30 protein-coding genes are annotated in these 24,943 nt (G+C 56.0%); 16 read left to right on the forward strand and 14 right to left on the reverse strand.

What is annotated here, in order from left to right; translation table 11 throughout:
- The first annotated feature begins 36 nt into the window (after nucleotides 1–36).
- Nucleotides 37–1,302 (forward strand): MFS transporter, encoded by a 1,266-nt coding sequence (locus OHJ17_RS13260; protein WP_004176258.1) that lies wholly within the window; start codon nucleotides 37–39, stop codon nucleotides 1,300–1,302.
- A 30-nt stretch (nucleotides 1,303–1,332) separates the two neighbouring features.
- On the opposite strand, the gene OHJ17_RS13265 is transcribed toward OHJ17_RS13260, so the two are convergent.
- Nucleotides 1,333–2,421 (reverse strand): AAA family ATPase, encoded by a 1,089-nt coding sequence (locus OHJ17_RS13265; protein WP_001620097.1) that lies wholly within the window; start codon nucleotides 2,419–2,421, stop codon nucleotides 1,333–1,335.
- 86 nt (nucleotides 2,422–2,507) lie between these two features.
- Nucleotides 2,508–2,768 carry a hypothetical protein gene (locus tag OHJ17_RS13270; protein ID WP_004176262.1) on the reverse strand — a complete coding sequence of 87 codons (261 nt, stop codon included), beginning with the start codon at nucleotides 2,766–2,768 and terminating at the stop codon, nucleotides 2,508–2,510.
- A gap of 297 nt (nucleotides 2,769–3,065) precedes the next feature.
- On the opposite strand from OHJ17_RS13270, the gene OHJ17_RS13275 reads away from it, so the two are divergent.
- Nucleotides 3,066–3,926 carry a broad-spectrum class A beta-lactamase SHV-11 gene (locus tag OHJ17_RS13275; protein WP_004176269.1) on the forward strand — a complete coding sequence of 287 codons (861 nt, stop codon included), beginning with the start codon at nucleotides 3,066–3,068 and terminating at the stop codon, nucleotides 3,924–3,926.
- 20 nt (nucleotides 3,927–3,946) lie between these two features.
- On the opposite strand, the gene OHJ17_RS13280 is transcribed toward OHJ17_RS13275, so the two are convergent.
- A complete protein-coding gene (locus tag OHJ17_RS13280) occupies nucleotides 3,947–4,708 on the reverse strand; it encodes a DeoR/GlpR family DNA-binding transcription regulator (protein ID WP_002210513.1) in 762 nt (253 codons plus the stop codon).
- Nucleotides 4,709–4,968: 260 nt separating this feature from the next.
- On the opposite strand from OHJ17_RS13280, the gene ltnD reads away from it, so the two are divergent.
- From ltnD to OHJ17_RS13305, 5 genes are read left to right on the forward strand one after another with little or no spacing between them, the layout of a single operon-like run.
- On the forward strand, nucleotides 4,969–5,871 hold the full coding sequence (ltnD, locus tag OHJ17_RS13285; protein ID WP_002903955.1) for an L-threonate dehydrogenase: 903 nt from the start codon (nucleotides 4,969–4,971) through the stop codon (nucleotides 5,869–5,871).
- Between the two features lie 11 nt (nucleotides 5,872–5,882).
- Nucleotides 5,883–7,148, forward strand: coding sequence for a 3-oxo-tetronate kinase (gene otnK / locus OHJ17_RS13290; RefSeq protein ID WP_004224682.1), 1,266 nt, complete (start codon nucleotides 5,883–5,885; stop codon nucleotides 7,146–7,148).
- Entirely contained in the window at nucleotides 7,141–7,761 is a 621-nt protein-coding gene (locus OHJ17_RS13295; RefSeq protein ID WP_002210516.1) for a 3-oxo-tetronate 4-phosphate decarboxylase, read from the forward strand. The genes otnK and OHJ17_RS13295 overlap by 8 nt, the downstream gene beginning before the upstream one ends.
- A 4-nt stretch (nucleotides 7,762–7,765) precedes the next feature.
- Complete coding sequence (locus tag OHJ17_RS13300) at nucleotides 7,766–8,548, forward strand: HPr family phosphocarrier protein (RefSeq protein WP_004183945.1); 783 nt, start codon at nucleotides 7,766–7,768, stop codon at nucleotides 8,546–8,548.
- A gap of 57 nt (nucleotides 8,549–8,605) precedes the next feature.
- A complete protein-coding gene (locus OHJ17_RS13305; protein WP_029602383.1) occupies nucleotides 8,606–9,970 on the forward strand; it encodes a GntP family transporter in 1,365 nt (454 codons plus the stop codon).
- Between the two features lie 26 nt (nucleotides 9,971–9,996).
- Here the strand turns inward: OHJ17_RS13305 and OHJ17_RS13310 are convergent, their stop codons facing one another.
- On the reverse strand, nucleotides 9,997–10,923 hold the full coding sequence (locus OHJ17_RS13310; protein ID WP_032103266.1) for a helix-turn-helix domain-containing protein: 927 nt from the start codon (nucleotides 10,921–10,923) through the stop codon (nucleotides 9,997–9,999).
- A gap of 310 nt (nucleotides 10,924–11,233) precedes the next feature.
- Here OHJ17_RS13310 and kbvR point away from each other — a divergent pair, with 310 nt between their 5' ends.
- Complete coding sequence (gene kbvR, locus OHJ17_RS13315; protein ID WP_002903816.1) at nucleotides 11,234–11,845, forward strand: LuxR family transcriptional regulator KbvR; 612 nt, start codon at nucleotides 11,234–11,236, stop codon at nucleotides 11,843–11,845.
- Between the two features lie 30 nt (nucleotides 11,846–11,875).
- Here kbvR and OHJ17_RS26460 read toward each other — a convergent pair whose 3' ends face one another.
- Nucleotides 11,876–11,995 carry a small membrane protein gene (locus OHJ17_RS26460; protein WP_004195995.1) on the reverse strand — a complete coding sequence of 40 codons (120 nt, stop codon included), beginning with the start codon at nucleotides 11,993–11,995 and terminating at the stop codon, nucleotides 11,876–11,878.
- A 400-nt stretch (nucleotides 11,996–12,395) separates the two neighbouring features.
- On the opposite strand from OHJ17_RS26460, the gene OHJ17_RS13320 reads away from it, so the two are divergent.
- Entirely contained in the window at nucleotides 12,396–13,613 is a 1,218-nt protein-coding gene (locus OHJ17_RS13320; RefSeq protein ID WP_004143607.1) for a diguanylate phosphodiesterase, read from the forward strand.
- Between the two features lie 20 nt (nucleotides 13,614–13,633).
- Here the strand turns inward: OHJ17_RS13320 and OHJ17_RS13325 are convergent, their stop codons facing one another.
- The 3 genes from OHJ17_RS13325 to OHJ17_RS13335 all read right to left on the reverse strand — a co-directional run bounded on the left by OHJ17_RS13325 (nucleotide 13,634) and on the right by OHJ17_RS13335 (nucleotide 15,333).
- Entirely contained in the window at nucleotides 13,634–14,146 is a 513-nt protein-coding gene (locus tag OHJ17_RS13325; protein ID WP_004179742.1) for a 2-oxo-tetronate isomerase, read from the reverse strand.
- Between the two features lie 166 nt (nucleotides 14,147–14,312).
- Nucleotides 14,313–14,786, reverse strand: a complete 474-nt coding sequence (locus OHJ17_RS13330; protein ID WP_002903808.1) for an Hsp20 family protein — start codon at nucleotides 14,784–14,786, stop codon at nucleotides 14,313–14,315.
- A gap of 445 nt (nucleotides 14,787–15,231) precedes the next feature.
- The gene (locus OHJ17_RS13335) at nucleotides 15,232–15,333 is read right to left on the reverse strand and encodes a hypothetical protein (RefSeq protein ID WP_223174615.1); all 102 of its coding nucleotides are present in this window, start codon (nucleotides 15,331–15,333) and stop codon (nucleotides 15,232–15,234) included.
- Between OHJ17_RS13335 and OHJ17_RS26405 the strand changes: the two genes are divergently transcribed.
- The 3 genes from OHJ17_RS26405 to OHJ17_RS13345 all read left to right on the forward strand — a co-directional run bounded on the left by OHJ17_RS26405 (nucleotide 15,293) and on the right by OHJ17_RS13345 (nucleotide 16,433).
- Nucleotides 15,293–15,388 carry a YnaM/YnfT family protein gene (locus tag OHJ17_RS26405; RefSeq protein WP_271229884.1) on the forward strand — a complete coding sequence of 32 codons (96 nt, stop codon included), beginning with the start codon at nucleotides 15,293–15,295 and terminating at the stop codon, nucleotides 15,386–15,388. The genes OHJ17_RS13335 and OHJ17_RS26405 overlap by 41 nt on opposite strands.
- Nucleotides 15,389–15,607: 219 nt before the next feature.
- The gene (locus OHJ17_RS13340) at nucleotides 15,608–15,730 is read left to right on the forward strand and encodes a hypothetical protein (RefSeq protein ID WP_020316505.1); all 123 of its coding nucleotides are present in this window, start codon (nucleotides 15,608–15,610) and stop codon (nucleotides 15,728–15,730) included.
- Nucleotides 15,731–15,797: 67 nt separating this feature from the next.
- Nucleotides 15,798–16,433 (forward strand): helix-turn-helix transcriptional regulator, encoded by a 636-nt coding sequence (locus OHJ17_RS13345; protein WP_004179740.1) that lies wholly within the window; start codon nucleotides 15,798–15,800, stop codon nucleotides 16,431–16,433.
- Here OHJ17_RS13345 and OHJ17_RS13350 read toward each other — a convergent pair.
- Nucleotides 16,430–16,552 (reverse strand): small membrane protein, encoded by a 123-nt coding sequence (locus OHJ17_RS13350; RefSeq protein WP_004143611.1) that lies wholly within the window; start codon nucleotides 16,550–16,552, stop codon nucleotides 16,430–16,432. The two genes, OHJ17_RS13345 and OHJ17_RS13350, sit on opposite strands and share 4 nt — an antisense overlap.
- Nucleotides 16,553–16,606: 54 nt before the next feature.
- Nucleotides 16,607–16,735 carry a hypothetical protein gene (locus OHJ17_RS13355; protein WP_004219446.1) on the reverse strand — a complete coding sequence of 43 codons (129 nt, stop codon included), beginning with the start codon at nucleotides 16,733–16,735 and terminating at the stop codon, nucleotides 16,607–16,609.
- 171 nt (nucleotides 16,736–16,906) lie between these two features.
- Between OHJ17_RS13355 and OHJ17_RS13360 the strand changes: the two genes are divergently transcribed.
- On the forward strand, nucleotides 16,907–17,581 hold the full coding sequence (locus tag OHJ17_RS13360) for an SOS response-associated peptidase (RefSeq protein WP_023313134.1): 675 nt from the start codon (nucleotides 16,907–16,909) through the stop codon (nucleotides 17,579–17,581).
- A 50-nt stretch (nucleotides 17,582–17,631) separates the two neighbouring features.
- Here the strand turns inward: OHJ17_RS13360 and OHJ17_RS13365 are convergent, their stop codons facing one another.
- Nucleotides 17,632–18,474, reverse strand: a complete 843-nt coding sequence (locus tag OHJ17_RS13365) for an AraC family transcriptional regulator (protein WP_004179738.1) — start codon at nucleotides 18,472–18,474, stop codon at nucleotides 17,632–17,634.
- A 27-nt stretch (nucleotides 18,475–18,501) separates the two neighbouring features.
- Between OHJ17_RS13365 and OHJ17_RS13370 the strand changes: the two genes are divergently transcribed.
- On the forward strand, nucleotides 18,502–18,888 hold the full coding sequence (locus tag OHJ17_RS13370) for a nuclear transport factor 2 family protein (protein WP_021465457.1): 387 nt from the start codon (nucleotides 18,502–18,504) through the stop codon (nucleotides 18,886–18,888).
- A gap of 77 nt (nucleotides 18,889–18,965) precedes the next feature.
- On the opposite strand, the gene dcp is transcribed toward OHJ17_RS13370, so the two are convergent.
- Nucleotides 18,966–21,011, reverse strand: a complete 2,046-nt coding sequence (gene dcp, locus OHJ17_RS13375) for a peptidyl-dipeptidase Dcp (protein WP_032433067.1) — start codon at nucleotides 21,009–21,011, stop codon at nucleotides 18,966–18,968.
- A 130-nt stretch (nucleotides 21,012–21,141) separates the two neighbouring features.
- Between dcp and ydfG the strand changes: the two genes are divergently transcribed.
- Both ydfG and OHJ17_RS13385 read left to right on the forward strand, forming a co-directional pair.
- Nucleotides 21,142–21,891, forward strand: coding sequence for a bifunctional NADP-dependent 3-hydroxy acid dehydrogenase/3-hydroxypropionate dehydrogenase YdfG (ydfG, locus tag OHJ17_RS13380; RefSeq protein WP_002903733.1), 750 nt, complete (start codon nucleotides 21,142–21,144; stop codon nucleotides 21,889–21,891).
- A 91-nt stretch (nucleotides 21,892–21,982) separates the two neighbouring features.
- Nucleotides 21,983–22,669: a GntR family transcriptional regulator gene (locus OHJ17_RS13385; protein WP_002903730.1), complete on the forward strand. Its 687-nt coding sequence runs from the start codon at nucleotides 21,983–21,985 to the stop codon at nucleotides 22,667–22,669.
- A 50-nt stretch (nucleotides 22,670–22,719) separates the two neighbouring features.
- Here OHJ17_RS13385 and OHJ17_RS13390 read toward each other — a convergent pair whose 3' ends face one another.
- Both OHJ17_RS13390 and OHJ17_RS13395 read right to left on the reverse strand, forming a co-directional pair.
- A complete protein-coding gene (locus tag OHJ17_RS13390; protein WP_004183938.1) occupies nucleotides 22,720–23,151 on the reverse strand; it encodes a universal stress protein in 432 nt (143 codons plus the stop codon).
- A 264-nt stretch (nucleotides 23,152–23,415) separates the two neighbouring features.
- On the reverse strand, nucleotides 23,416–24,879 hold the full coding sequence (locus OHJ17_RS13395; protein ID WP_004224666.1) for a mannitol dehydrogenase family protein: 1,464 nt from the start codon (nucleotides 24,877–24,879) through the stop codon (nucleotides 23,416–23,418).
- Between the last annotated feature and the right edge of the window lie 64 nt (nucleotides 24,880–24,943).

Here is a 24,943-nt window from a genome sequence, read left to right on the forward strand (position 1 = left end):
CCCACCCCACAAACAGAATAACAAGGGATCATGGTGATGAAATTCTCAGAACTGGCGCCACGAGAACGGCATAATTTCGTCTATTTCCTGCTGTTCTTTTTCTTTTACTATTTCATTATGTCGGCCTACTTCCCGTTTTTTCCGGTGTGGCTGGCGGACGTTAACCATTTAACTAAAACGGAAACCGGGATCGTTTTCTCGTCTATCTCGTTATTCGCCATTATTTTTCAGCCGGTGTTCGGCCTGATGTCGGATAAGCTCGGCCTGCGCAAACATCTGCTGTGGACCATTACGGTACTGTTAATTCTGTTCGCGCCATTCTTTATTTTCGTTTTCTCTCCGCTGCTGCAGATGAATATTATCGCTGGTTCGCTGGTAGGCGGGATCTACCTGGGGATTGTTTTCTCCAGCGGCTCCGGGGCGGTGGAAGCTTATATCGAACGCGTCAGCCGGGCCAACCGCTTTGAATATGGCAAAGTGCGGGTCGCAGGCTGCGTCGGCTGGGCGCTATGCGCCTCGATAACCGGCGTGCTGTTCGGCATCGATCCCAATATCACCTTCTGGATCGCCTCCGGCTTTGCGCTGGTGCTCGGTCTGCTGCTCTGGCTGTCGCGGCCGGAAAGCAGCAACAGCGCCCAGGTTATCGAGGCGCTGGGCGCCAATCGCCAGGCCTTTTCGCTGCGTACGGCGGCAGAGCTGCTGCGTATGCCGCGCTTCTGGGGCTTTATCGTCTATGTGGTGGGTGTCGCCAGCGTCTACGACGTGTTTGACCAGCAGTTCGCCAACTTTTTCAAAAGCTTTTTCGCCAGTCCGCAGCGCGGTACCGAAGTGTTTGGCTTCGTCACCACCGGCGGCGAGTTGCTCAACGCGCTGATCATGTTCTGCGCGCCGGCCATCGTTAACCGCATCGGCGCCAAAAACGCCCTGCTGACCGCGGGGATGATCATGTCGGTGCGTATTCTCGGGTCGTCCTTCGCCTCATCGGCAGTCGAGGTGGTGATCCTCAAGATGCTGCATATGTTTGAGATCCCCTTCCTGCTGGTGGGAACTTTTAAATATATCTCTTCCGCCTTTAACCCGCGCCTCTCGGCCACCCTGTTCCTGATCGGTTTTAATCTGTCAAAACAGTTGTCCGGGGTGGTGCTTTCCGCCTGGGTGGGCCGGATGTACGACACCGTCGGCTTCCATCAGGCCTATCTGATCCTCGGCTGCATAACCCTGAGCTTCACCCTGCTCTCGTTCGTCACCCTACGCGGCGGCAACCGTCTGCTGCCGACCGCAGAGACGCAGAGCCCCGCCTGACTCCAGCGCCCCCGTCAGGGATGACGGGCTTCACTCGACAATCCGCGTCTCACCGCCGCGATTCTCCAGCGCATAGCGCTGACAAGGCGCCCCGGCGGCGATAAGCTCCGCCAGCTCCGCCGAGTGGCTGGTCAGCCAGATCTGGCTGTAGCGCGAGGCCTCGATAATCAGCCGGGCCAGCGCGGGCAACATGTCGCGATGCAGGCTGTTCTCCGGTTCATTGATCGCCAGAAACGCCGGCGGGCGTGGACTGAGCAGCGCGACGGCGAGGCACAAAAAGCGCAGCGTACCGTCGGACATCTCCGCCGCCAGCAGCGGGCGGCGGATCCCTTCGCGACGCATTTTCAGAGCGAAACGCGAGTGCTCGTTTTCACAATAAAACTGGCAGCCGGGAAAGGCGTCGGCAAGGATTTCATGCAAAATCTCCTCCGCGCCGATCTCGACAATGGTCTGAAAGGCGGCGGCGAGATTCTGGCCATCGCTGTCGAGGACTGGCGAACGGTAACCCACGGCCGGCTGACGCAGCGGCGAATGACGGCCAATCGCGAATTCATGATAAAACCGCCAACGGCGCAAGGTCTCCCGCACTCGCGATACTTCGGGGAAACGGTGCGGCTCGCCAAGCTGACCGAACACCGACTCATTTTCATAAATACTCTCGGTGAAAGTACTTTTCTCCCCGGTGACATCGACGAGAAACGCCGCCTGATTCTTGCGCTGCAGTACGCGGGAGGAAGGCCGGCGGGAGTAGCCGGCCAGCCAGATATTCTCTTCTTTAACGATAGGATCGAGCATGAATTGCGTCGGATAGGGCAATTTTTCAGGGAAGCCTATCTGCAGCTCATAATCGAAGCTGTCGGTCCGGCAGGCGATTTGCAGCCGGCGGGGGTGACGATCGAGGGGCGAACGCTCCCCGGACCACATCATATTCTCCAGACCGCCCTCTTCGCTGATAAACCCCGAAAGCCTGCCCTCAGCGGCAGCGGTCAGCAGGTGGATGGCGTTATAAATATTGGATTTACCGCAGCCGTTAGGGCCGAAGACAATGTTCAGCGGCCCGAGCTCCAGCGCGATATCCTTCACTGAGCGAAAATTTTGAATACGAATGTACTGAATCATTATGCGTCCGGCCCTGGAAATAGAAGGCTGCCACAGTAGCACAGCGGCGCCCGGCATACCCTCTTACGCCCCCTTTCGGGCAGGGTTTAACAGAACATTTTTTTCATTCCACGGGTCAGGGCGACCCGCGTCAGCTTATCGCTATCCTGATGGGCGTCGCTGAAAACGCCAAAAAAATAGCGTTCATCGTCAATGGTTTGGCTAACAATTCGGTAGCTCAACGGTTGCCCGGATAGCGCACCGTACTGCGCAGGCGTCACCGAGACCTCGGTCGCGTCATCGGCGACGCTGACCAACAGCCCGTCCGCCTTACCGCCCACCAGCATGACCTTAATTATCGGGTGCACTAGTTCCTCCCGGGATGGCATATAGCGTTGGCGAACCGCAGGGACCGGCGGGCGTGGTGATCGGCAAACAGCGACGCCCGACAGAGTGCGGTACTTAGTACTTTCTTATAGTTCATCACGGCCTTGAGTCAAAAAATAGCGTGCTTAGGCAGGGCTAGATATTGATTATTCGAAATAAAAGATGACAAATGATGAAGGAAAAAAGAGGAATTGTGAATCAGCAAAACGCCGGGTTATTCTTATTTGTCGCTTCTTTACTCGCCTTTATCGGCCCTCACTCAAGGATGTATTGTGGTTATGCGTTATATTCGCCTGTGTATTATCTCCCTGTTAGCCACCCTGCCGCTGGCGGTACACGCCAGCCCGCAGCCGCTTGAGCAAATTAAACAAAGCGAAAGCCAGCTGTCGGGCCGCGTAGGCATGATAGAAATGGATCTGGCCAGCGGCCGCACGCTGACCGCCTGGCGCGCCGATGAACGCTTTCCCATGATGAGCACCTTTAAAGTAGTGCTCTGCGGCGCAGTGCTGGCGCGGGTGGATGCCGGTGACGAACAGCTGGAGCGAAAGATCCACTATCGCCAGCAGGATCTGGTGGACTACTCGCCGGTCAGCGAAAAACATCTTGCCGACGGCATGACGGTCGGCGAACTCTGCGCCGCCGCCATTACCATGAGCGATAACAGCGCCGCCAATCTGCTGCTGGCCACCGTCGGCGGCCCCGCAGGATTGACTGCCTTTTTGCGCCAGATCGGCGACAACGTCACCCGCCTTGACCGCTGGGAAACGGAACTGAATGAGGCGCTTCCCGGCGACGCCCGCGACACCACTACCCCGGCCAGCATGGCCGCGACCCTGCGCAAGCTGCTGACCAGCCAGCGTCTGAGCGCCCGTTCGCAACGGCAGCTGCTGCAGTGGATGGTGGACGATCGGGTCGCCGGACCGTTGATCCGCTCCGTGCTGCCGGCGGGCTGGTTTATCGCCGATAAGACCGGAGCTGGCGAGCGGGGTGCGCGCGGGATTGTCGCCCTGCTTGGCCCGAATAACAAAGCAGAGCGCATTGTGGTGATTTATCTGCGGGATACCCCGGCGAGCATGGCCGAGCGAAATCAGCAAATCGCCGGGATCGGCGCGGCGCTGATCGAACACTGGCAACGCTAACCCGGCGGTGGCCGCGCGCGTTATCCGGCCCGCAGCACCTCGCAGGCGTGCCGGGCGATATGACTGGCGGCGGCATCGGAAAGATGCCGGTCGGTAATGATGGTGGTGAACCGGGTCAAAGGTAACGCCATAAACGTGGCCACCTGATTGTATTTCGAACTGTCGCACAGCAGGATGCTTCTCGCGCTGACCTGGCTGACGGTCTCCTTGACGGTAACCTTGTTCTCATCAGGGGTGAATATCCCGCGACTGTCCCAGCCGCTGGCGGAGATAAAGGCCGTATCGATAGCCAGGTGGCGTAACGTACGCGCCGCCGATTCGCCCACGCAGGAGCGGTTCTCCCGGCACAGAGTGCCGCCGGTGTGGATCACGCCGCACTGGCTGGCATCGATCAGCAGCTGGGTTATCTCAAAATCATTGGTGACCACCTGGAGATCGTTCCGGTCGAGGATCGCCCGCGCCAGCGCCAGGGTGGTAGTCCCGGCATCCAGATAGATGCAACTGTTTTTAGCGATATGACTCGCCGCCAGCGCGCCGATCGCCTGTTTCTCCTCACTCTGCAGCGTGCTTTTCACCAGATGACTGGGTTCCGCAGCCAGCCGGCTGACGGCGCGCACGCCGCCCGAGACGCTGACCAGCAGCCCCTGCTCCTCCAGTTTACTGACGTCCCGACGGATGGTCATATGGGACACGCCGAGGATCTCCGTCAGCTCGTTAATGCTTACCGCCCCACGCTGCTCCACCAGGGCTAAAATACGCTGATGTCGTTCTATTGGAATCACCGCTCTCCCCTTACCATTTTTTCACACCAGGCGTCACCACCCAGGCTACGGCCCTGGCGACACCCGGTGTTGTTATCGCGCTTTGCCGCTGTTTTTACGCTATTTTAGGGCAAGAATCGCCGTTGTGCAGCCTCTTTCCACCTGTGAATTTTTTATATTCATGTGGGTTATTCGTGATAACTCTCACATATTTTCACATGATAACGCTTTATTCTATCATTAAATCACATTAATTAACTAATATTCACAAGGAGACCAGCATGGCTGCACACACTAATGTCTGCGTGATTGGACTGGGTTCAATGGGCATGGGCGCCGCCCGCGCCTGCCTGCAGGCGGGCCTGAACACCTGGGGCGTTGACATCAATCCCGACAACTGTCGCGCACTGCTGGCGGCGGGCGCCAAAGGCGCGGGCCCCAGCGCGGTGCCGTTCGCCGCGGAACTGGATGCAGTTGTGCTGCTGGTGGTCAATGCCGCCCAGGTGCGGGGGATCCTGTTCGGCGAGAGCGGCCTCGCCGCCCATCTGAAGCCGGGCACCGTCGTGATGGTGTCGTCCACCATCGCCTCCGCCGATGCTCAGGCCATTGCCGAGGCGCTGGCGGAGTACCAGCTATTGATGCTCGACGCGCCGGTATCGGGCGGCGCCGTGAAAGCGGCCGCCGGCGACATGACGGTGATGGCCTCCGGGAGCGATGCCGCCTTTGCCCGCCTCGCGCCGGTGCTGGACGCCGTGGCCGGCAAAGTCTACCGCATCGGGAGCGACATTGGTCTTGGCTCGACGGTAAAAATTATCCATCAGCTGCTGGCCGGGGTGCACATCGCCGTTGCCGCCGAAGCGATGGCGCTTGCCGCCCGCGCCGGGATCCCACTGGAGACGATGTATGACGTGGTCACCCACGCGGCGGGTAATTCCTGGATGTTTGAGAATCGCATGCAGCACGTCCTGGATGGCGATTACTCGCCAAAATCCGCTGTCGATATTTTTGTCAAAGATCTCGGGCTGGTGAATGACACTGCCCGGGCGCTGACCTTCCCGCTGCCGCTCGCCACTACCGCGCTGAATATGTTCACCTCCGCCAGTAATGCCGGATTCGGTCGGGAAGATGACAGCGCGGTGATCAAGATTTTCAACGGCATCACCCTGCCGGGCCATAAACAGTGAGGAGAGACAACATGCAGCTTGGTGTCATTGCCGATGACTTCACCGGCGCCACGGATATTGCCAGCTTCCTCGTGCGCAACGGCATGCCGACGGTGCAACTGAATGGCGTGCCGACCCGCGATCTTCCGCTGACCAGCGAGGCGGTGGTCATCAGCCTGAAAACTCGCTCCTGCCCGGCGGAAATGGCCGTCAGCCAGTCGCTGGCGGCCCTGCGCTGGCTGCAGGCCCAGGGCTGTCAGCAGTTTTATTTCAAGTACTGTTCCACTTTCGACAGCACCGCGCAGGGCAACATTGGCCCGGTGCTGGATGCCCTGCTGGCCGAGCTGGGTGAGACGCGGACGGTGATTTCCCCGGCGCTGCCGGTTAACGGCCGCACGGTCTATCAGGGATATCTGTTCGTCGGCGAGCAACTGCTGAATGAGTCCGGGATGCGCCACCATCCGGTGACGCCGATGGAGGATGCGCACCTGGGCCGCTTAATTGAGCGCCAGGGGCGCGGAAAAGCTGCGCTGATTGCCTGGCCGATTGTCGCCCGGGGGCCGGAGGCGGTCGCCGCCGCGCTGGCGGCAGTCAACGATCCGGCGGTGCGCTATGTGGTGCTAGACGCCCTCAGTGAACAGGATCTGCTCACCCAGGGCGTGGCGCTGCGGGAGATGAAGCTGGTCTCCGGCGGTTCCGGCCTCGCCATCGGCCTCGCCCGCGACTGGGCGCAGCGCCATGGCGCCCGGGGTGAAAGCGCTCAGGCCGGCATGCCGCTGGTCGGCCCGGCGGTGGTGCTCTCGGGCTCCTGCTCGGTGATGACCAACAGCCAGGTGGCGGCCTATCGTCAACAGGCCCCCGCCCGCGCCGTCGACTTAAGCGCCTGCTTTACCGATCTGGAGAGCTACGTCAGGACGCTGACTGACTGGGTGGACGCGCAGCGCGATGCGCCGCTGGCGCCGATGATCTATGCCACCACCGAGCCGCAAACGCTGCAGCGGATCCAGGCGCAGTATGGCGACAAGGCCAGCAGCGAACGGGTGGAACAGCTGTTTGCCGCTCTTGCCGCCGCCCTGAAGGCGAAAGGATTTACCCGCTTTATTGTGGCCGGAGGGGAAACGTCGAGCATTGTGGCGCAGACCCTGGGGGTTGAGGCGTTCCATATTGGGCCGACCATCTCCCCTGGCGTGCCCTGGGTGCGTGACACCCGCCAGCCGCTCTCCCTGGCGCTGAAGTCAGGTAACTTCGGCGATATCCAGTTCTTTGCCCGTGCCCAGCAGGAGTTTCGTCATGACTGAGCAACAACTGCGAGAGGAAATGGTGCAGATTGGCGCCTCGTTATTTAGCCGCGGCTATGCCACCGGCTCCGCTGGCAATCTGTCGCTGCTGCTGCCGGACGGCAACCTGCTGGCGACGCCGACCGGCGCCTGCCTCGGCGAACTGCAGGCTCAGCGGTTGTCGGTGGTGACGCTGCAAGGAGAATGGATCTCCGGCGACAAACCGTCGAAAGAGGTCACTTTTCACCGGGCAGTCTATTTGCACAACCCGGCCTGCAAGGCGATCGTCCACTTGCACAGCCACTATCTGACCGCGCTCTCCTGCCTGCAGGGGCTCGATCCGCACAACTGTATCCGCCCCTTTACCCCCTATGTGGTGATGCGCGTCGGCGACGTCCCGGTGGTTCCCTACTACCGGCCGGGCGATGACCGTATTGCCCAGGCGCTGGCCGGGCTGGCGCCCCGCTATAACGCCTTTTTACTGGCCAACCACGGACCGGTGGTTACTGGCTCATCGCTGCGCGAAGCCACCAACAATACCGAGGAACTGGAAGAGACCGCACGGCTGATATTTACCCTCGGCAACCGCGAGATCCGCTACCTGACCGCTGACGAAGTGAAAGAACTGAGATAAAACCATGCCAAAATTCGCTGCAAATTTATCCATGCTGTTTACCGAACTGCCGTTCCTGGAACGCTTTGCCGCCGCTGCCCGGGCGGGATTTGAAGCCGTTGAGTTTCTGTTTCCCTATGAGTATGCCGCCGGGGAAATCAGACAGCGCCTGCAGGAGAACCAGCTGCAGCTGGTGCTGTTCAATACCCCACCCGGCGACGTCAACGCCGGAGAATGGGGGCTCGCCGCCATCCCCGGGAGAAGCGCGGAGGCCCGACGCGATATTGAGCTGGCGCTGGAGTATGCCTGCCAGCTCGGTTGCCCGCAGGTGCATATCATGGCCGGCGTGGTGCCGCCGGGAGCGGATCGCGCAGCCTGCGAGGCCGTGCTTATCGATAATCTGCGCTACGCCGCGGAGTGCTTTGCCCGCCACGACAAGCGGATACTCATCGAAGCGCTGAATCCGCAGACCAAACCGGGCTATCTCTACCACAGTCAATATCAGACGCTGGCGATGGTGAAACGGGTCGACAGGCCGAACCTGGCGGTGCAGTTAGATCTGTTTCACGCGCAGAAGGTGGACGGCAATTTAAGCCATCTTATTACCGAATATGCCGGCCAGTATCGCCATATTCAGATTGCCTCCCTGCCCGACCGTCATGAACCGGATGAGGGCGAAATAAACTATCCGTGGCTCTATGCGCTACTGGATAAAACCGGTTATGACGGCTGGATCGGCTGCGAATATATCCCCCGGACAGACACGCTTTCCGGGCTGGGGTGGTTCTCGCCCTACCGGAAAAAATAAACGCCGTTTTCTAAAAAAATAACTCTCTGTACACCTGTTAATACCCGAGGCAAACCTATGTCGACATCGGCGCTGTTACTTATTGCGTTAGCCAGCGTAGTGCTGTTGCTCCTGTTAGTGATCAAAGCGAAAGCACATCCTTTTGTGGCGCTCCTGATCGTCAGCCTGCTGGTGGCATTCGCCGCCGGCATTCCGGCAGATAAAATTATAACCACCATTGAAAAAGGCATGGGCGGCCTGCTTGGCCACATCGCCAGCATTATTATTCTGGGCTCAATGCTGGGGGTGCTGATTGAAATGTCCGGCGGCGCCGAATCGCTGGCGAAAACGTTGACCGGCGTACTGGGTGCAAAACGAACCATTGCCGCCTTAACCATTGTGGCTTTTATTCTCGGCACCCCGGTCTTTTTTGAAGTCGGCTTTATCATCATCATTCCGTTAATCTACGGCTTCAGCAAAGTCGCCCACGTGTCGCCGCTGAAGTTTGGCCTGCCGATGGCCGGCGTGATGTTAACCGTCCACGTGGCGCTGCCCACCCATCCTGGCGCAGCGGCTGCGGCAGGCATTCTGCATAGCGATGTCGGTTGGCTGATGCTGGCGGGGATTGGGGTGTCGGTGGTCGTCGGTATCGTGGGCTATTTTGTCGCCCGGTTTATCAATCGGCGCCATTATCATCTGTCGATTAACGTGCTGGAGCAGCAACAAACGGCGGAAGTACCGGATCTCTCGGTTAACGCGCAGCAGACCCGTCTGCCGCCGCCGAATGCGCTGGTTATCGGTGGGCTGATCGTGGTGCCCATCATGCTGATTGTTTCCGGGACGCTGTGTCAGGCGCTTCTGCTGCCGGAAAACGCGGTTCGCCAGCTGATGACCGTCATTGGTACCCCGCCGGTCGCCCTGCTGATCTCCCTGGGCCTGGCCAGCTGGACGCTGGGCATCCGTCGGCGGATGAGCCTGAAAAAGCTGGGCGAAGTCACCGGCAGCGCGATCCCCTCGTCGGCGGACGTGATCCTCGTCGCCGGCGCCGGCGGCGCCTTTGGCGGCGTACTGGTCGCTTCCGGCATCGGTAATGCCTTAGCCGAGGCGCTGGAGACAATACATCTGCCGCTGATGCCCGCCGCTTTTCTGCTATCGCTGGTGCTCAGAGCCTCGCAGGGTTCGGCCACCGTGGCGATCCTCACCACCTCCGGTCTGCTGTCGCAGGCGGTTGTCGGTCTGGAGCCGCTGCAGCTGGTGCTGGTGACGCTGGCGACCTGCTTCGGCTCGCTCGGGCTGTCGCACGTCAACGACGCCGGGTTCTGGGTCGTCACGCGCTATCTCGGACTCTCGGTGCCGGATGGACTCAAAACCTGGACCGTCTTGACAACCATCATGGGGGTGACGGGCTTTCTCATCACCTGGCTGCTGTGGTTTGCGCTTTGATGTTAACCTGGGTGGCTCCGGCCACCTTAACTTCGCCCCGGCACAGGCCCTGACCCACTACCGCTGTCAGACCGCAGACCCGCTGCCGACAGCGTCACCGGGATAAAATAGCGTACGCGATAGCGCCTGTCCCCTGCCTCTTCGCCTTCCGCATGGCGGGTTATAAAACATTCAATGTCATAGCCGTCCCGACGACTTACCCCCAGGGATGGCAGCAGTTCCATATACAGATCGCTGGATAAACGAGCATAACGTGACCAGCTGCCGTAGAATTCAACCCCGACATAAAGCCCTGACCGGGTGGTCAGCGAGCTGTTCATGGCCAGCGCGGGGGGCAGCTTTCCCGCCTCATGACAGCCGACAAAAGCGTTAACCTCGACGTTAAGCTCATTTTTGCTCGCCGCGGCGTAGTCGGAAAGTACGGAAAGCGAGCCTCCGCCAGCGGTGAAAAAACGGTCAACCTTTTGTCTGATGCTCGTCTTAGCGGTGCTTTGCAACACCAAATCCGACAGGCGCAGTTCATACTTCATCGGATAGCCGTAATAGACCTGTTCCGGCAGAGAAAAAAAACGAGCCAGAGGTAGGCTCTCTCCGTCCGGGTGAAACTTTTTCAACAGCTTTGCCGTGTCCCAGTGCGCCGCGCAACGGTATTCACGTGGCGAGAGCGAAAAGCGCTTCTTAAACTCCCGGGAAAAGGTCTGCGGCGAGTCATAGCTTAACTGCCAGGCAATAGCGGCGATCGGTTGCCGTGTTAAGCGCAGACTGACCGCTGCGATGGTCAACCGCCGCAGACGAATATACTGCCCGATGGGTAACTGGCCATACTGGTAAAACACGTCGTACACAAACCGACGCGAATAGCCCATATACTGCGCCAGGTCATCGATCGCCGGGTTACAATAGATATTATCCTCCAGCCACGCCAGCATTTTCAAATAGAGCATCTGCTTCATGAGTACGGCATACATCCTGTATTCTTGTCCTCCGCTAATTTTAACAACAGAGCGCGGCTATCACTAAGCTTTTTATGCATCGCAAAAATAAAAAAACAGCAAACGGCTTTAAATAGTGAAAAATATATGCTTAAGGTTTTGTTTATTAGGAACTTTCGCATATCAATATACCGTTATCTCACTTTCTCCACCAGATATTGCATTAATGGAAAACATCCCTTAGATTACGACGGCTAAAAATAGTACCTGCATCATCATTATATTCTTTAATTTATCCAGATATGTTTTTTAATGCCCACAGGGAAGTTATATGACTAATTTTTTGTTCAATATAAAAAATCACTATTTGCGAGTCGCTATTGCTGAACTGGTTGATGAAGCGATGAAGGCCGCCGGGCGGCCACACTATCAGTTTTCTCAACAATGGGATGCAGGATCGATGGCGCAAGCTGATGTGATATTCACGGAAATGGTCGCGGGGGAGTGGTACTTGTGCCAGGATCTTTTTCAGCATGCCCCGGAACAATATACGCTTTTTATTTTCCCGGACAATGAACACGCTACCGTAGATGAGGGTTTACCGAATTGTCTGCAGCATGCGGTATTTATGCCGCCTCACGCTCGCGTTCAGCGGCTGAAAGATGAGATAGCTAACGCCATTGAGCGTCCGCTGCTACCGCGGCAAGACCCGCCGTTCAATCGTCTGCGGCGTTGCATTAATTGCGCCTGCAGGTCGGTCAGCGACGCGCAAACCAAAGTCATTTACGCGTTCAGTATTGGCCTGAGCCCGCATGAAGTCGCCGCTGCGCTAAATATTAGTCCCAAAACGATTCATTCACATAAAAAGAATATTATGAGTAAATTTAATTTGAATAGCCGTCAGCAGTTTAACAACCTTGTGCAACTGCTCGCCAAACGCTGATACAACTCGTCATTTTATTCTGTCAAACAATCATCTTCTGGAACGGAAAACATACCGTCTCTTGCGCCTTTCCTGAATATAGGAAAAGCCACTCCATAAAGAAATGATGGGACATAAAATCAGACACAAAATAATAAAGAAGTCGCTCATATCAAACCTGACAAAAGAATTTAATTTAGAGTGATAATATTCACTCGATTATATTCAGGCAAGACCAGCGCCTCATTTTTGAGAGTGGGAAATAGAATGGTAGGATAATTCCTGGTAGCGAATATTAACAGGTAAAATAAGACGCAGCGCCAGTGTCTGAGGAGGGAATGAGAGGCCTGTTAGCGTCTTTTTGCATTGAGGATGAGAAAAAGATAGCCAAATGTGTAATTCCCTGTACAGTGAAGGGAATCACAAAGTGAAGCTCGCGTTCCGCGTAGCGGACATCACGGTTGGTTGAATGTTTGTACATATCAGCCTCGCCCTCCTTTAGGGTCAGGCCATACTCATCTTGCATGCTGAGCGCGGATGTCCTTACGCCGCGGGAGCGATCGTAACAACTATGCTAACCACCCTGATTTACCGCAGCCAGGTTCATCCTGACCGCCCGCCCGTCGATCTCGACGCTTTAGTCCATCGCGCCAGCAGTAAAAATTTGCCCCTTGGCATCACCGGCATTCTGCTGTTTAACGGCCTGCAGTTTTTCCAGGTCCTGGAAGGGACTGAGGAGGCACTTGAGTCGCTGTTCAGCGAAATCCAAAGCGACCCGCGTCATCGCGACGTAGTGGAGCTGATGCGCGATTACTCAGCCTACCGACGTTTTCACGGCACCGGAATGCGCATACTGGATCTCCGGCTGTTTGAAACCGATGGCGCGCTGGAGGAAATTCTGCGCTTTAGCACGTTTGGGGTCACCGAACCGGTCAACGACCGGATGTTCCGGCTGCTTAGCGCCTTCATTGCCGACGGCGGCCGCTATTGCCTGCCCGAGCCGCTGCAGCCCTCTCGCTGGATGATGATGCCCGCGTCAGGTACGGCCGCGCCGCAGCACCTGCCCGGTCAACCTTGCCAGTTTGCTCTGCAGGCTATTGTCGAGCCGGCTAAAAAGCGAGTTTCTTCCTTTGAGGCTCTGATCCGCAGCCCAACCGGCGGCTCTCCCGTGGAAATGTTTGCCGCCATTGCGGCGGAGGATCGCTACCGTTTTGATCTTGAAAGCAAAGCGTATGCATTCGCTCTCGCCGGCCAGCTGCCGCTCGGGAAACATCAGCTGGCGATTAACCTGTTGCCCGGATCGCTGTATCACCACCCTGACGCCGTAGGCTGGCTGATGGACAGCCTGCTGGCGGCCGGCCTCAGACCGGATCAGGTACTGATCGAGGTGACCGAAACAGAGGTGATCACCTGCTTTGACCAGTTCCGCAAGGTGCTCAAAGCCCTGCGCGTCGCGGGCATGAAGCTGGCCATCGACGACTTTGGCGCAGGTTATTCCGGCCTGTCGTTACTGACCCGTTTTCAGCCTGATAAAATCAAAGTGGATGCGGAACTGGTACGCGATATCCATATTAGCGGCACCAAACAGGCGATTGTCGCCTCGGTCGTTCGCTGCTGCGAGGATCTTGGCATTACGGTGGTGGCTGAAGGTGTCGAAACCCTGGAGGAGTGGTGCTGGCTGCAGTCGGTGGGCATTCGCCTGTTTCAGGGCTTTCTCTTTTCCCGACCCTGCCTTAACGGCATCGGGGAGATCTGCTGGCCGGTAGCGCGCCAGGCAATGGACCTGTAAGGCCGCGCACCCGGGCATCGTCACTGCCAGTGGGGAAGCTTTTCGCTCAGCGCCGCCAGGGCATATCGTACCGCTTTCGCCACCACGGTCTCACAGTCGCCGGCAAAGCACATCCGTTTGGTTTCAGTCTGGCCGCGAAAATTCCAGGCAAACCATACCGTGCCGGCGGGGGTACCATCTTCCCCGCCCTCCGGTCCGGCGTAGCCGCTGACGGCGATGGCGATATCGGCCCCGGCGAGCGCCAGAATACCAGAGGACATTTCCTGAACGCAGGCTTCGCTGACGGCGCTGTGTACCGCCAGGGTTTCCGCGCGAACCTGCAGCACGTTGCGCTTGGCTTCATCGCTGAAGGTCACTACGCCGGTATCATAAAATGCCGCGGTATCCGCCTGGGCACAGAGCGCTGCCGCCAGATTCCCTCCGGTGCAGGACTCCGCCGTGGTCAGTCGCCAACCGCGCGCGATCAGCGCCCGAGCCACTTCAGCGGTTAGTTCATGCGTACTGTTTGCGTCGCTATCGATCTCGTCAGTCATTCTTCCTCCTCGCCGAAATTGAAAGAAATAGCAGACTCACTGCGTCTGTTAACAGAATAGCATATCGATTTCTTTGTCGTCGGGAGGCCATTTATATTTTCAGGGGGGAAAGGATAAAGGCCCGCAGGGCGGGCCTTTAAGGTAACATCCTCGGAACAACGGTGAATCAAACTTTATGTTCTATCACGCGCCCCTGATTCTCGATCGCAATTTTACGCGGTTTTTCGCTCTCCGGGATCTCCTGGTGGATGGCTATTTTTAAGATGCCGCTATCCAGCTGCGCCTGATTAATTTGGGCGTGTTCAGGAAGAGAGAAACTGAGCTGGAAATTAGCGCGGCGGATACCTTTATAAATCCAGCGTTCACCGCTGTCTGTCGAGGCATCGGTTTCCTGGCGTTTCCCGGAAATATGCAGATTCCCCCCTACGGTTTCTATTTCCAGCTCATCATCTTTCCAGCCAGGCACGCTGACGCTGAGCAGGAAATTGCTGTCGTCGACTTTCTGTAAATCATAAGCCGGTAAAGTGCCCACCGGCGTATCGCCCGTTAACTGGCTGAAAAGACGGTCAATACGATTAAAGCGATCGGCAAAAAGAGAATCAGCAAATACCGGGAGTGCTGACAAGGTTTTGAGTGCCATAATTAACCTCCTGAATATCCATTCAAAAGCTCAACATAAAGGCAAGCATTGCTTGTCCGCTATATAAAATAATATCTAAGGCGCGTTTTTCAAGACCCGAAATAAAAAAATTTTCTTCGCCAGCCTCAGTGAAAAATAAGCATGCCGGTGGCGAAGTTACCCCCGCCCGACGGCGGGGGCTGTGGCGCTTCTGAGTCCCATAACTGATGCTGTTTAACATTCAATAAACAGAAGCGACATGTATATATAACTTGTTTAAGGGGATGTCAACGTCCGAATCGCTCCCCCCTTGCCGTTGTGTATTCTCCCCTTGAACAGCGCGGTTAGCAACCCGGCTGCCTGTCAGAATCCCCTTGCCAACAGCGGCGCTTCGACGTGGTATTCGCCTTGTTGCCGTCAACCGGACGCCGCTGGTGAAAATATACCCGGCCGGGTAAGGAACCTTTCATCCGACACCGTGCCTAATGATCTGCATACGCACTTTCTGAGGCACCGCCATGGCCAGCATTTTTATCTCAACCACCCTGTTCGCCCTCTTCGCGTCGATGTTGATCGGCCTGGGAATGGTGTGGAAAAGCATTTCCAACAATCCTGATAACTGATTCTGTTGTACGCCGTTGCTGTTCACCCTCCGCAGCGGCGGGTCTACCCCGCCCCTTTTTATCAATGACCACCCCAGGTTTCGCTCAGGCGCAATCTCCTCAAGGACCCGCGCCTGCAAAAGGTATTTTTGGAAAAGCAATTCATACAGTGAATAAGTAACTCTGATTAATATATTTGAGACCAGAATTAACGCATGCAATATAAGCAATTTAAGCAGTTTGTGCCAAATTAGCGGTCATGCTCGCGCAACGCTAAAAAATAAGTCATTGATTAATATACCATTAATTTTACTCGCCAGCTCAAAGTCCAAAATTAGACTTATTGCATTTGTTGATTATTAGAAATATCCTAAAGGCATACGCATTTAATGTTCTCCACTTTAAATGCATGACAACTTTCACGATCGCCATGACTATGCCTGATATTTTAATTAACACTGAAAACATATTTCTTAATCGCGGAATTTGCGAACTGCTTAGCGAGATCGCGAAAGAAGAACACATCCGTGAACCGTATTCCGTTGTGGACTGTTCCACAGATATATTAGGTCCGATTGATATGCTGTTCACAGAAATGGCCGCTGGTGAACATTATCTATGCCACCCGTTTTTCAAAAAACTTCCTCCGCACACGTCTATTTTTATTTTCGTCGCCACCGACAGCGCTTTGCAGGTTGAACAGTTACCACTTTGTCTACGCGATGCCACTTTTATCAGCATGAACAGCGGCTTGCGCCGCGTAAAAAATCAGATTGCAAAACGTCTGACGGAGTCGACAACATCTAGTTGCGGTGGGCTGGAAAAAGACAGCAGACGCTGTGTCAAATGCCCTCGGTTAACCTTGACCAAATCACAACTTTATATTATCGATGCGATCAGAACGGGAATGAACAATCAGCAGATAGCGCAAAAACTGGGCATCAGTCATAAGACGATCTTCTCTCACAAAATCAATATTATGAAAAAATTCCAAATAGCTACCAAACAAGAGTTAACGAGATTCTCATCTGTTGCTCTTGCGCTTTCCGCAGGAAGGATCGGTTAACGTCGGAATTTATTAAAGCGCATCTTCATTTTTCTTCTTTCTCTAACATAGGACAGGCCAAAAAACAAAGATGTAAACAATAACACCACCGCCAGGACTAATAATAGTAAGTTACTCATAACAACCTTTTAAAAGATAAAGATGACTTTTTAAATAATAAGGGGTGGATATTTTCAAATACAACCCAGCGACAACCATTTCAAACAAAGGTAAAACTCTGTGCGATAATTCTGAAAGATAATAAAAAGAGTAAAAACGATTTCCTTTATCAGACAGGCGTTAGGGTAATAACGATGAAGCATAAACGGACAATGCCAGGCCTAACGCCCAGCGTGTACTGTCGCGACGTCAGGCAAGATGACGGCCTGAAATAATGGTCTACTAACGTGGAAGGAGCGTGGTATTTGGGCAGGTGAAAACACCGTTTTGCAGCTGATCTATACTGTTAGTCAGACATCACGCTGGAGGTGGCTATGTGCGGACGTTTTGCGCAAGCGCAAAGCCGGGAGGAATACCTGGCGCATCTCGTTGAAGCGGCCGAACGAGATATTGCCTGGGACCCGGCGCCTATCGGGCGCTATAACGTCGCGCCCGGGACAAAAGTTTTACTCCTCAATGAACGCGATGAGCAACTCCATCTCGATGCCGTTTACTGGGGCTATGCGCCAGGATGGTGGGATAAACCGCCGCTGATTAATGCCCGGGTTGAGACTGCAGCCTCCAGCAGGATGTTCAAGCCGCTGTGGGAGCACGGACGGGCGATCTGCTTCGCCGACGGCTGGTTTGAGTGGAAAAAGGAAGGAAATACAAAGCAGCCATACTTTATCCAGCGTAAGGATGGCCAGCCAATTTTTATGGCCGCGATTGGTCGGACTCCGTTCGAACGTGGGGACCATGCCGAAGGATTCTTGATCGTGACGGCCGCCGCCGATCGCGGTCTTGTCGATATTCATGACCGTCGGCCGTTGGTCCTGGCGCCTGAAGCCGCCCGGGAATGGATGAGGCAGGATGTCACCGGCGCGGAAGCGGCGGAGATTGCCAGCATCGGAGCCGTCCCCGCCGACGATTTTACCTGGCACCCGGTAACGCGGGCGGTCGGCAATGTGAAAAATCAGGGGCCCGAATTACTTGCCCCTCTCAGCCCATAACAAACGTAATCAAAGCGGCGGATAACGCATCATGTTCAGCGAAGAGATAATTAAATTTTATACCGCCCTGGAGTAGTGCCGAACATCCGACGGAACAAGGCTATGAAGGCACTCACATTGTCATATCCCAGATCCAGCGCTATCGCCGTCACTGGCTTGCCGGCAGCCAGTAGCTCAAGAGCCCTGAGTAAGCGTATCCGCTGTCGCCATTCATTGAAGCTAAAACCCGTTTCGGCTCGGAATCGTCGCGTGAGCGTGCGTGATGACATGCCGGCCCAGGCTGCCCATTCTTCCAACCTGCGCCCGTCGTCCGGGTTTGCTGACAGCGCCTGCGCGATTCTGAGCAATCGGCTATCTTGCGGCATTGGAAGCCCAAGATTAACCCTGGGAAGGGAACCAATTTCATCAAGAATAACGCCAGCTAAACGTTTTTGGGACGCAGTAAGCTCTACACCTTGCCATGCAGCCGCTCGCGTTATCGCTTCACGCAGCAGATTTGTCATTGAGAGAACAGATGGCTTATCAGGTAGCTCGCCACAGGCTTTGGCAGAAACATAAACACTCCATCCTGAATATGGACCGTGCGAGCGCAGGCCGTGCGGAACACCTGGCGGTATCCAGACGGCATGTGTTGCCGGTACCACCCAGCGACAATCACCGCCATCGACCGTAAGTAGCCCACGTATGGCACCGATTAACTGCCCACAGCTGTGATGGTGGCGTGGAGTCTCCCGTATTACCTCAGACTGACGTACCGCGACGAGTAAAGTGGGTCCCTGGGGTGAAAACACCGGTTCGAATGGAATCAATGGATCGTGCATATTGGCGTGTTTGAGGTGTTTAATGTCTTTTATACCGTACTGAAGCCAGTTAGTCGATTGTAAAGTATTCATCACTTTCACAGAGGACTAACCATCAAAATGATTACTATTACTAGGGTATTGGATGACATTATCAACCACCAACAGATACCACTGGATCGGATACTCAGTCGCTATTTTAGTCCCGGTTTTCGGCAGCGTACTGATAACAAGTGGGAAGGATTAGATGGCTTTGCTCAGCATGCGCGTAGACTCCGGGAAATTATCGCCTTCGCTAAAATTGAGTTACATGACGAACTTCGTAACGGGAATCTTTATGCCACAAGGCATCGCGTTCTGTGCACCAGGCGCAGCGGAGAAGAGGTGGACATGGAAGTTTATATGTTCGCTGAAATAGATGATTCCGGGCGCTTCATTCGTATCGAAGAAGCCACGCTAATGCTTAAAGGGAGAGAGAGCGATAAAGATTTAGGCAGCGTGAGGTAAAAGAAATATAAGGTTACGACTAGATCAGACAAAAAACCGGGCAGCGCGCCCGGTTATCTTGTCAGACTAAAATTGCCCTACGCACTCAACCCGCGATTTTTCAGCATCGGCTCAATCTGCGGATCGTGCCCGCGCCACTGGCGATAAAGTTCAGCTAAATCAGTGCTGTTCCCGCGTGATAAAATCGCCTCACGGAAACGCTGACCGTTCTCACGGGTCAAACCGCCCTGCTCCACGAACCATTGATAGCCGTCGTCGGCCAGCATCTGGGTCCACAGATAGGCGTAATAGCCTGCCGCATAGCCGCCGCCGAAGATATGGGAGAAATAGCTGCTGCGATAGCGCGGGGGGACCGCCGCCAGATCCAGGTTCTCTTCCCGAAGCACCAGTTGCTCAAACGCGTCCACCTCCTCCGGTAATGCCGAGGTCGACAGGCTATGCCACCGCATATCGAGTAACGCAGCAGCCAACAGCTCGCTCATGTCGTACCCTTTATTGAAGGTTGCCGCACGCAACATATTGTCGCGTAGCGCCTGCGGCATCGGCTCCCCGGACTGGTAGTGCTTCGCGTAGTGGGCAAACACCTGCGGCTGGCTGGCCCAGTGTTCGAAGATCTGCGAAGGAAATTCGACAAAATCGCGCGGCGTATTGGTCCCCGAGAGACTGGCGTAGCGCTGGCTGGCGAACAGCCCATGCAGGGTATGGCCGAACTCATGAAACAGGGTGATCACCTCATCCCACGACAGCAGCGCGCTCTGCCCTGCCTGCGGGCGGACGTAGTTGCAGACATTGTAGATAACCGGGCGCTGCGCGCGCAGAGTCGACTGTTCGACAAACACATCCATCCATGCGCCGCCGCTCTTTGAGTCACGAGCGTAGTAGTCACCGTAAAACAGCGCCATCCCTTCGCCGTTGTGATCGAAGATCTCCCAGACCCGCACATCCGGGTGATAGACCGGTATATCGAAGCGCTCAACAAAGCGCAGCCCAAAGAGCTGCGTTGCCGTCCAGAAGACGCCGTCGTGCAGCACCCGCTCGAGGGCAAAATAGGGTTTGAGCTGCGCGTCATCAATGGCATAGGCAGCCCGCCGCACCTGCTCGCTGTAGTAAAGCCAGTCCCATGCCGTCGCGCGAAAACCCCCGCCTTCGTTGTCGATCACCTGCTGGATGTCCGCCAGCTCTCGTTCCGCCCGCGCCCGCGCCGCCGGCGCTATCCGGCGCATAAAGCCCAATGCCTCCGCCGGGGAAGCCGCCATTTGATCGGTCAGCGCCCAGCTGGCGTAATCAGCGGCGCCCAACAGCTCAGCCTGCTGCGCGCGGATCGCCGCCAGCCGCAGTACCAGGTCACGCGTATCATGCTCATCGCCCTGCTGATTGCGGGTCCAGCCGGCGGCGAAGAGATTCTCCCGCGTTTGCCGGTCGCGCAGCGCAAGCAGCTGCGGCTGCTGGGTGGTATTGGTCAGCGTCAGCAACCAGCGGTCGCTAAGCCCTCTTTCACGCGCTGCGTCAGCCGCCGCCGCTATCTCCTCATCGCTCAGGCCAGCCAGTTGATGCCGGTAATCAACCACCAGGCCGCCGCTTTTTGCCGCTCCCAGCAGTCGCTGCTGGAACTGACTTTGCAGCGTAGCCGCTTCGGTGTTCAGTGTGCGCAGCGCCGCCTGCTGCTCGGGAGCCAGCGTCACCCCGGCGTGAACAAAACGTTGCCACGTCAGGGTCAGGAGACGATAGGACTCGCTGTCCAGCGCCAGCGCGTCGCGCTGCTCGTAGACGCTGTTCACGCGCTGAAACAAGGCCGCATTAAGCCAGATGTCATTCCCCAGCTCGGCGAGTTCGGCGGAAAATTGTTCATCCAGTGATTGAATATAAGGATTGGTATGGGCGCCAGCCATGGCGAAAAAGACCCGCGTCACCCGCGCCAGCAGCTGACCACTCTGCTCCAGCGCCTCGAGCGTGTTGGCGAAACTGGCCGGCTGCGGATTGTCGATAATAGCGCGAATTTCGGCCCGCTGCTGCCGGACGCCCTCATCAAACGCCGGGCGATAGTGGCTGTCGTCAATCACATCGAACGGCGGCGCCTGGTAAGGCAACGTACTGACGCTAAAAAAGGGGTTTCGTTCGGACATCTTTCTCTCCTGTACAGGCTAATGCTGTAAGATTAGGCCTCTCCTTAAGGGGTCGCAATGATTTCCGTTACCGGTCGCCGCCTGTGCGTGCTATGGTATGAAAACACAAAAAGCGTTGAGGAACAGTAAGATGATTATCATGGTCACCGGCGCCACCGCCGGTTTTGGTGAAAGTATTACTCGCCGTTTTATCGCTAACGGTCATAAAGTGATTGCCACCGGTCGTCGTGAAGAGCGCCTGAAGACGCTGAAAGACGAGCTGGGCGATAACCTTTATATCGCGCAACTTGACGTCCGCAACCGCGCCGCCATTGAGACGCTGATTGCTGACCTGCCCGCCGAGTGGCAGGCTATCGATGTGCTGGTGAACAACGCCGGCCTGGCGCTTGGTCTGGAGCCGGCGCACCGCGCCAGTGTGGAAGACTGGGAAGATATGATCGACACCAATAATAAAGGGCTGGTGTACATGACCCGCGCCGTGCTGCCGGGGATGGTGGAGCGCAATCGCGGCCATATCATCAATATCGGCTCTACGGCAGGCAGCTGGCCTTACGCCGGCGGAAACGTCTATGGGGCGACCAAAGCCTTTGTCCGTCAGTTTAGCCTCAATCTTCGTACCGACCTGCACGGCACCGCGGTGCGCGTGACCGACATCGAGCCGGGTCTGGTGGGCGGCACCGAGTTTTCTAACGTCCGCTTTAAGGGCGATGACGCTAAAGCCGAAAAAGCTTACGAAAATACCCAAGCGCTAACGCCGGAAGATGTGACCGAGGCGGTCTGGTGGGTCGCCACCCTGCCGAAACATGTCAACATCAACACCCTGGAGATGATGCCGGTGAGTCAGAGCTTTGCCGGACTCAGCGTTCACCGTCAGGGCTAACCGTCAGCCACCCGGCCTGCGGGCCGGGTATGGGCGGAAACGCAAAAAACGCGTAAAATAGTGCGCATAACCCCCTAAAAAGTAACCATCAATGGCCGCAGAATCGCAACTGAATCCGACGCAACCCGTCAATCAGCAAATTTATCGCATCCTCCGCCGGGATATCGTTCACTGCCTGATCCCGCCTGGTACACCGCTGTCGGAGAAAGAAGTCTCCGTGCGTTTTGCGGTGTCTCGTCAGCCGGTGCGCGAAGCCTTCATTAAGCTGGCGGAAAACGGACTTATCCAGATTCGTCCCCAGCGCGGTAGCTACGTCAATAAAATCTCATTGTCGCAGGTGCGTAATGGTTGCTTCGTCCGCCAGGCGATTGAGTGCGCGGTGGTTCGCCGTGCCGCCGGCATGATTAACGAAGAGCAACTTTATCAGCTGGAACAGAATCTTCACCAGCAGCGTATTGCCGTTGATCGGCAGCAGTTAAACGACTTTTTCCTGCTCGATGATGAATTTCACCAGAAGCTTTCGATTATCGCCGACTGTCAGCTGGCCTGGGAGACGGTGGAAAATATTAAAGCCGCCATCGATCGCGTCCGCTATATGAGTCTGGACCATGTCACCTCTCCGGAGATGCTTCTGCGCCAGCATCATGAGATTTTCACCGCGCTGGAAAAACGCGATGCCGAGGCGGTAGAAAAAGCCATGAGTATCCATTTGCATGAAATCAGCGAATCCGTACTGCTGATTCGCCAGGAGAACCGCGACTGGTTTAGTGAAGAATAAGAGCCAGACGGCTGCCGGCATGGCCGACGCAGCCGTCGTCATTGAAGGGATTATCTAACGACCAATACCGGCGTTTTGGCGTAGCGCAGAATTGACTCGGCGTTGGAGCCCAGCAGATGGGTGGAGATCCCCGGTTTGCGGGAACCAATCACAATGACATCGAACTCTTCGTTGTTACTGAGAGCCAGAATTTCGTCACGCACGTTGCCAAAGACTACGCGGGTATGGATCCGCGTCATGGGGATGGCGAACAGTCGCGCCACCTCGCGCATTTTTTTCTCCGACTCTTCTTTCATATAGGCTTCAAACTTACGAATATCCGCCGTAAAACCGCGCAATAGCGAACGGCTGCTGTTCGGCAGAACGTTGAGCAAGGTGATCTCGCCATTTTCGGCCGAAGCGAGAAATTCCGCGTGACGCACCGCTTTATCGCTTAAATCCATTTCAAAGACATCAACAGGCAATAAAATTTTTTTATACATGGCCCGTACTCCTTTCGCAGAGAAAGTTCTTTTTCAATAACTTAACTATGCCATTATTGCGGTGAAATACCAGTCATTGTTCGGAAAAATAACAGCTAATTATCTTTAGTAAATCAGGGAAATATAGAGTTATGTATAGACATTGCGTTCGATCATATTCTGCGTCTGCTAAAACCGATCGCTAGCAAAAAATAGACATCAGCGGAGTATCGTAGAAATAACTGAAGAGCCGGTGTCGACCCCGGGACCGACACCGGAAAAAGATTATTGCGCGGCGGCCCACGCGGCGACGGTAGCTTTAGCCCCCTGCCGCTGCAGCGCTAAGTAGGCGCGGGTCACCGCCGTGACAAAGCGTAACTCCTGCGGCAGTTCGACGCCGAAAATCGCCTCAATACCCAGCAGCGCTTTGACTCGCGCTTCGCCATCGGCGCTGGCAGCCACCGCTTGCTGGATAACCGGCAACAACGGGTCGCATATCTCGATTGCCTGGCCCGCATCGTCAACGCCGCCAACGTAGCGCATCCACCCTGCCACGCCCAGCGCCAGCAGTGTAAAATCACGCTGATGCACCAGATGCCAGCGTATTGAGTCCAGCATGCGCTGGGGCAACTTCTGGCTGCCGTCCATGGCTATCTGCCAGGTGCGGTGCTTCAGCGCCGGATTGCAGTAACGGTCAATCAGCAAACTGGCATAGCGTGACAGATCCACCCCCTGCACCTTCAGCGTTGGTGCCTGTTCGTCCAGCATCAACGACAGCGCCGCGCGACGGTAGTTATCGTCCTGCATACAGTCGTTGATATGCTGATAACCGGCCAGATAGCCGAGATAAGCGAGGAACGAATGGCTACCATTGAGCATTCTCAGCTTCATCTCTTCGAAAGGCACCACGTCGGCGACCAGTTCCGCTCCCGCTTTCTCCCACTGCGGACGTCCGGCAACAAAGTTATCCTCAATCACCCACTGACGGAAAGGTTCGCAGGCCACCCCGGCCGGGTCGCGAACCCCGGTCAGCTGGGTAATTTTATCGAGGGTTTCGGCAGTCACCGCCGGGACAATCCGGTCCACCATGGTCGACGGAAAGGTGACATTCTGCTCTATCCATGCGGCAAGATCCTCGTCTAAAGCCCGGGCGTAGGCGCAGACGACGTTGCGCATCACGTGACCATTTTCCGGCATGTTATCGCAGGACATCACGGTAAAAGCAGGCAGGCCGGCCGCCCGGCGGCGAGATAAGGCCTCCACCACTACCCCCGCCGCCGATTTTGGCTGGTGCGGGTTATGCAAATCGGCGGCGATCAGCGGGTGATCGAGCTGCAGTTCGCCGCTGGCTGGCGAATGGCAATAGCCTTTCTCAGTAATCGTCAGGGAGACAATGGCCACCTGTGGCTGACACATCGCCGCCAGCACCGCTTCGAGACCATCAACCCCGGCGTGCAGCGCCTGCTTCACCACACCAACCACGCGCGCGGTCCAGGCGTCGGCGGACATTTCGGCGACGGTATACAGCAGATCCTGCTGCTGGAGATCGGCGATCTGCTGCTCGCCGCCAATCAGATTAACTTCGGTGTAGCCCCAGTCGCTGCCGTGCTCGCTGGCCAGTATATCGGCATACACAGCCTGATGAGCGCGATGAAACGCGCCAAAACCAAGATGAACGATACGGGGGATCAGTGCGCTGCGATCGTAGGTCGGCAGCGTGGCGTTAGCGGTTAAGAGGGTGTTTTCCATGATGACTCTCGTTGTTATGTAGCCCATCAACCATTCTCGGGGAGAACTCTCGAGGAGAATGCCT

It is taken from the genome of Klebsiella sp. KP20-425-1 (genome assembly GCF_025813515.1).
Classification (GTDB): domain Bacteria; phylum Pseudomonadota; class Gammaproteobacteria; order Enterobacterales; family Enterobacteriaceae; genus Klebsiella; species Klebsiella pneumoniae.

What these genes read in the sequence shown, in the direction of transcription:
- OHJ17_RS13260 (WP_004176258.1), top strand. Translation starts at nt 37, where the DNA reads ATGAAATTCTCAGAACTGGCGCCACGAGAACGGCATAATTTCGTCTAT.
- OHJ17_RS13265 (WP_001620097.1), bottom strand. Translation starts at nt 2,421, where the DNA reads ATGATTCAGTACATTCGTATTCAAAATTTTCGCTCAGTGAAGGATATC.
- OHJ17_RS13275 (WP_004176269.1), top strand. Translation starts at nt 3,066, where the DNA reads ATGCGTTATATTCGCCTGTGTATTATCTCCCTGTTAGCCACCCTGCCG.
- ltnD (WP_002903955.1), top strand. Translation starts at nt 4,969, where the DNA reads ATGGCTGCACACACTAATGTCTGCGTGATTGGACTGGGTTCAATGGGC.
- otnK (WP_004224682.1), top strand. Translation starts at nt 5,883, where the DNA reads ATGCAGCTTGGTGTCATTGCCGATGACTTCACCGGCGCCACGGATATT.
- OHJ17_RS13295 (WP_002210516.1), top strand. Translation starts at nt 7,141, where the DNA reads ATGACTGAGCAACAACTGCGAGAGGAAATGGTGCAGATTGGCGCCTCG.
- OHJ17_RS13300 (WP_004183945.1), top strand. Translation starts at nt 7,766, where the DNA reads ATGCCAAAATTCGCTGCAAATTTATCCATGCTGTTTACCGAACTGCCG.
- OHJ17_RS13305 (WP_029602383.1), top strand. Translation starts at nt 8,606, where the DNA reads ATGTCGACATCGGCGCTGTTACTTATTGCGTTAGCCAGCGTAGTGCTG.
- OHJ17_RS13310 (WP_032103266.1), bottom strand. Translation starts at nt 10,923, where the DNA reads ATGAAGCAGATGCTCTATTTGAAAATGCTGGCGTGGCTGGAGGATAAT.
- kbvR (WP_002903816.1), top strand. Translation starts at nt 11,234, where the DNA reads ATGACTAATTTTTTGTTCAATATAAAAAATCACTATTTGCGAGTCGCT.
- OHJ17_RS26460 (WP_004195995.1), bottom strand. Translation starts at nt 11,995, where the DNA reads ATGAGCGACTTCTTTATTATTTTGTGTCTGATTTTATGTCCCATCATT.
- OHJ17_RS13320 (WP_004143607.1), top strand. Translation starts at nt 12,396, where the DNA reads ATGCTAACCACCCTGATTTACCGCAGCCAGGTTCATCCTGACCGCCCG.
- OHJ17_RS13325 (WP_004179742.1), bottom strand. Translation starts at nt 14,146, where the DNA reads ATGACTGACGAGATCGATAGCGACGCAAACAGTACGCATGAACTAACC.
- OHJ17_RS13330 (WP_002903808.1), bottom strand. Translation starts at nt 14,786, where the DNA reads ATGGCACTCAAAACCTTGTCAGCACTCCCGGTATTTGCTGATTCTCTT.
- OHJ17_RS13345 (WP_004179740.1), top strand. Translation starts at nt 15,798, where the DNA reads ATGACTATGCCTGATATTTTAATTAACACTGAAAACATATTTCTTAAT.
- OHJ17_RS13350 (WP_004143611.1), bottom strand. Translation starts at nt 16,552, where the DNA reads ATGAGTAACTTACTATTATTAGTCCTGGCGGTGGTGTTATTGTTTACA.
- OHJ17_RS13355 (WP_004219446.1), bottom strand. Translation starts at nt 16,735, where the DNA reads ATGCTTCATCGTTATTACCCTAACGCCTGTCTGATAAAGGAAATCGTT.
- OHJ17_RS13360 (WP_023313134.1), top strand. Translation starts at nt 16,907, where the DNA reads ATGTGCGGACGTTTTGCGCAAGCGCAAAGCCGGGAGGAATACCTGGCG.
- OHJ17_RS13365 (WP_004179738.1), bottom strand. Translation starts at nt 18,474, where the DNA reads ATGAATACTTTACAATCGACTAACTGGCTTCAGTACGGTATAAAAGAC.
- OHJ17_RS13370 (WP_021465457.1), top strand. Translation starts at nt 18,502, where the DNA reads ATGATTACTATTACTAGGGTATTGGATGACATTATCAACCACCAACAG.
- dcp (WP_032433067.1), bottom strand. Translation starts at nt 21,011, where the DNA reads ATGTCCGAACGAAACCCCTTTTTTAGCGTCAGTACGTTGCCTTACCAG.
- ydfG (WP_002903733.1), top strand. Translation starts at nt 21,142, where the DNA reads ATGATTATCATGGTCACCGGCGCCACCGCCGGTTTTGGTGAAAGTATT.
- OHJ17_RS13385 (WP_002903730.1), top strand. Translation starts at nt 21,983, where the DNA reads ATGGCCGCAGAATCGCAACTGAATCCGACGCAACCCGTCAATCAGCAA.
- OHJ17_RS13390 (WP_004183938.1), bottom strand. Translation starts at nt 23,151, where the DNA reads ATGTATAAAAAAATTTTATTGCCTGTTGATGTCTTTGAAATGGATTTA.
- OHJ17_RS13395 (WP_004224666.1), bottom strand. Translation starts at nt 24,879, where the DNA reads ATGGAAAACACCCTCTTAACCGCTAACGCCACGCTGCCGACCTACGAT.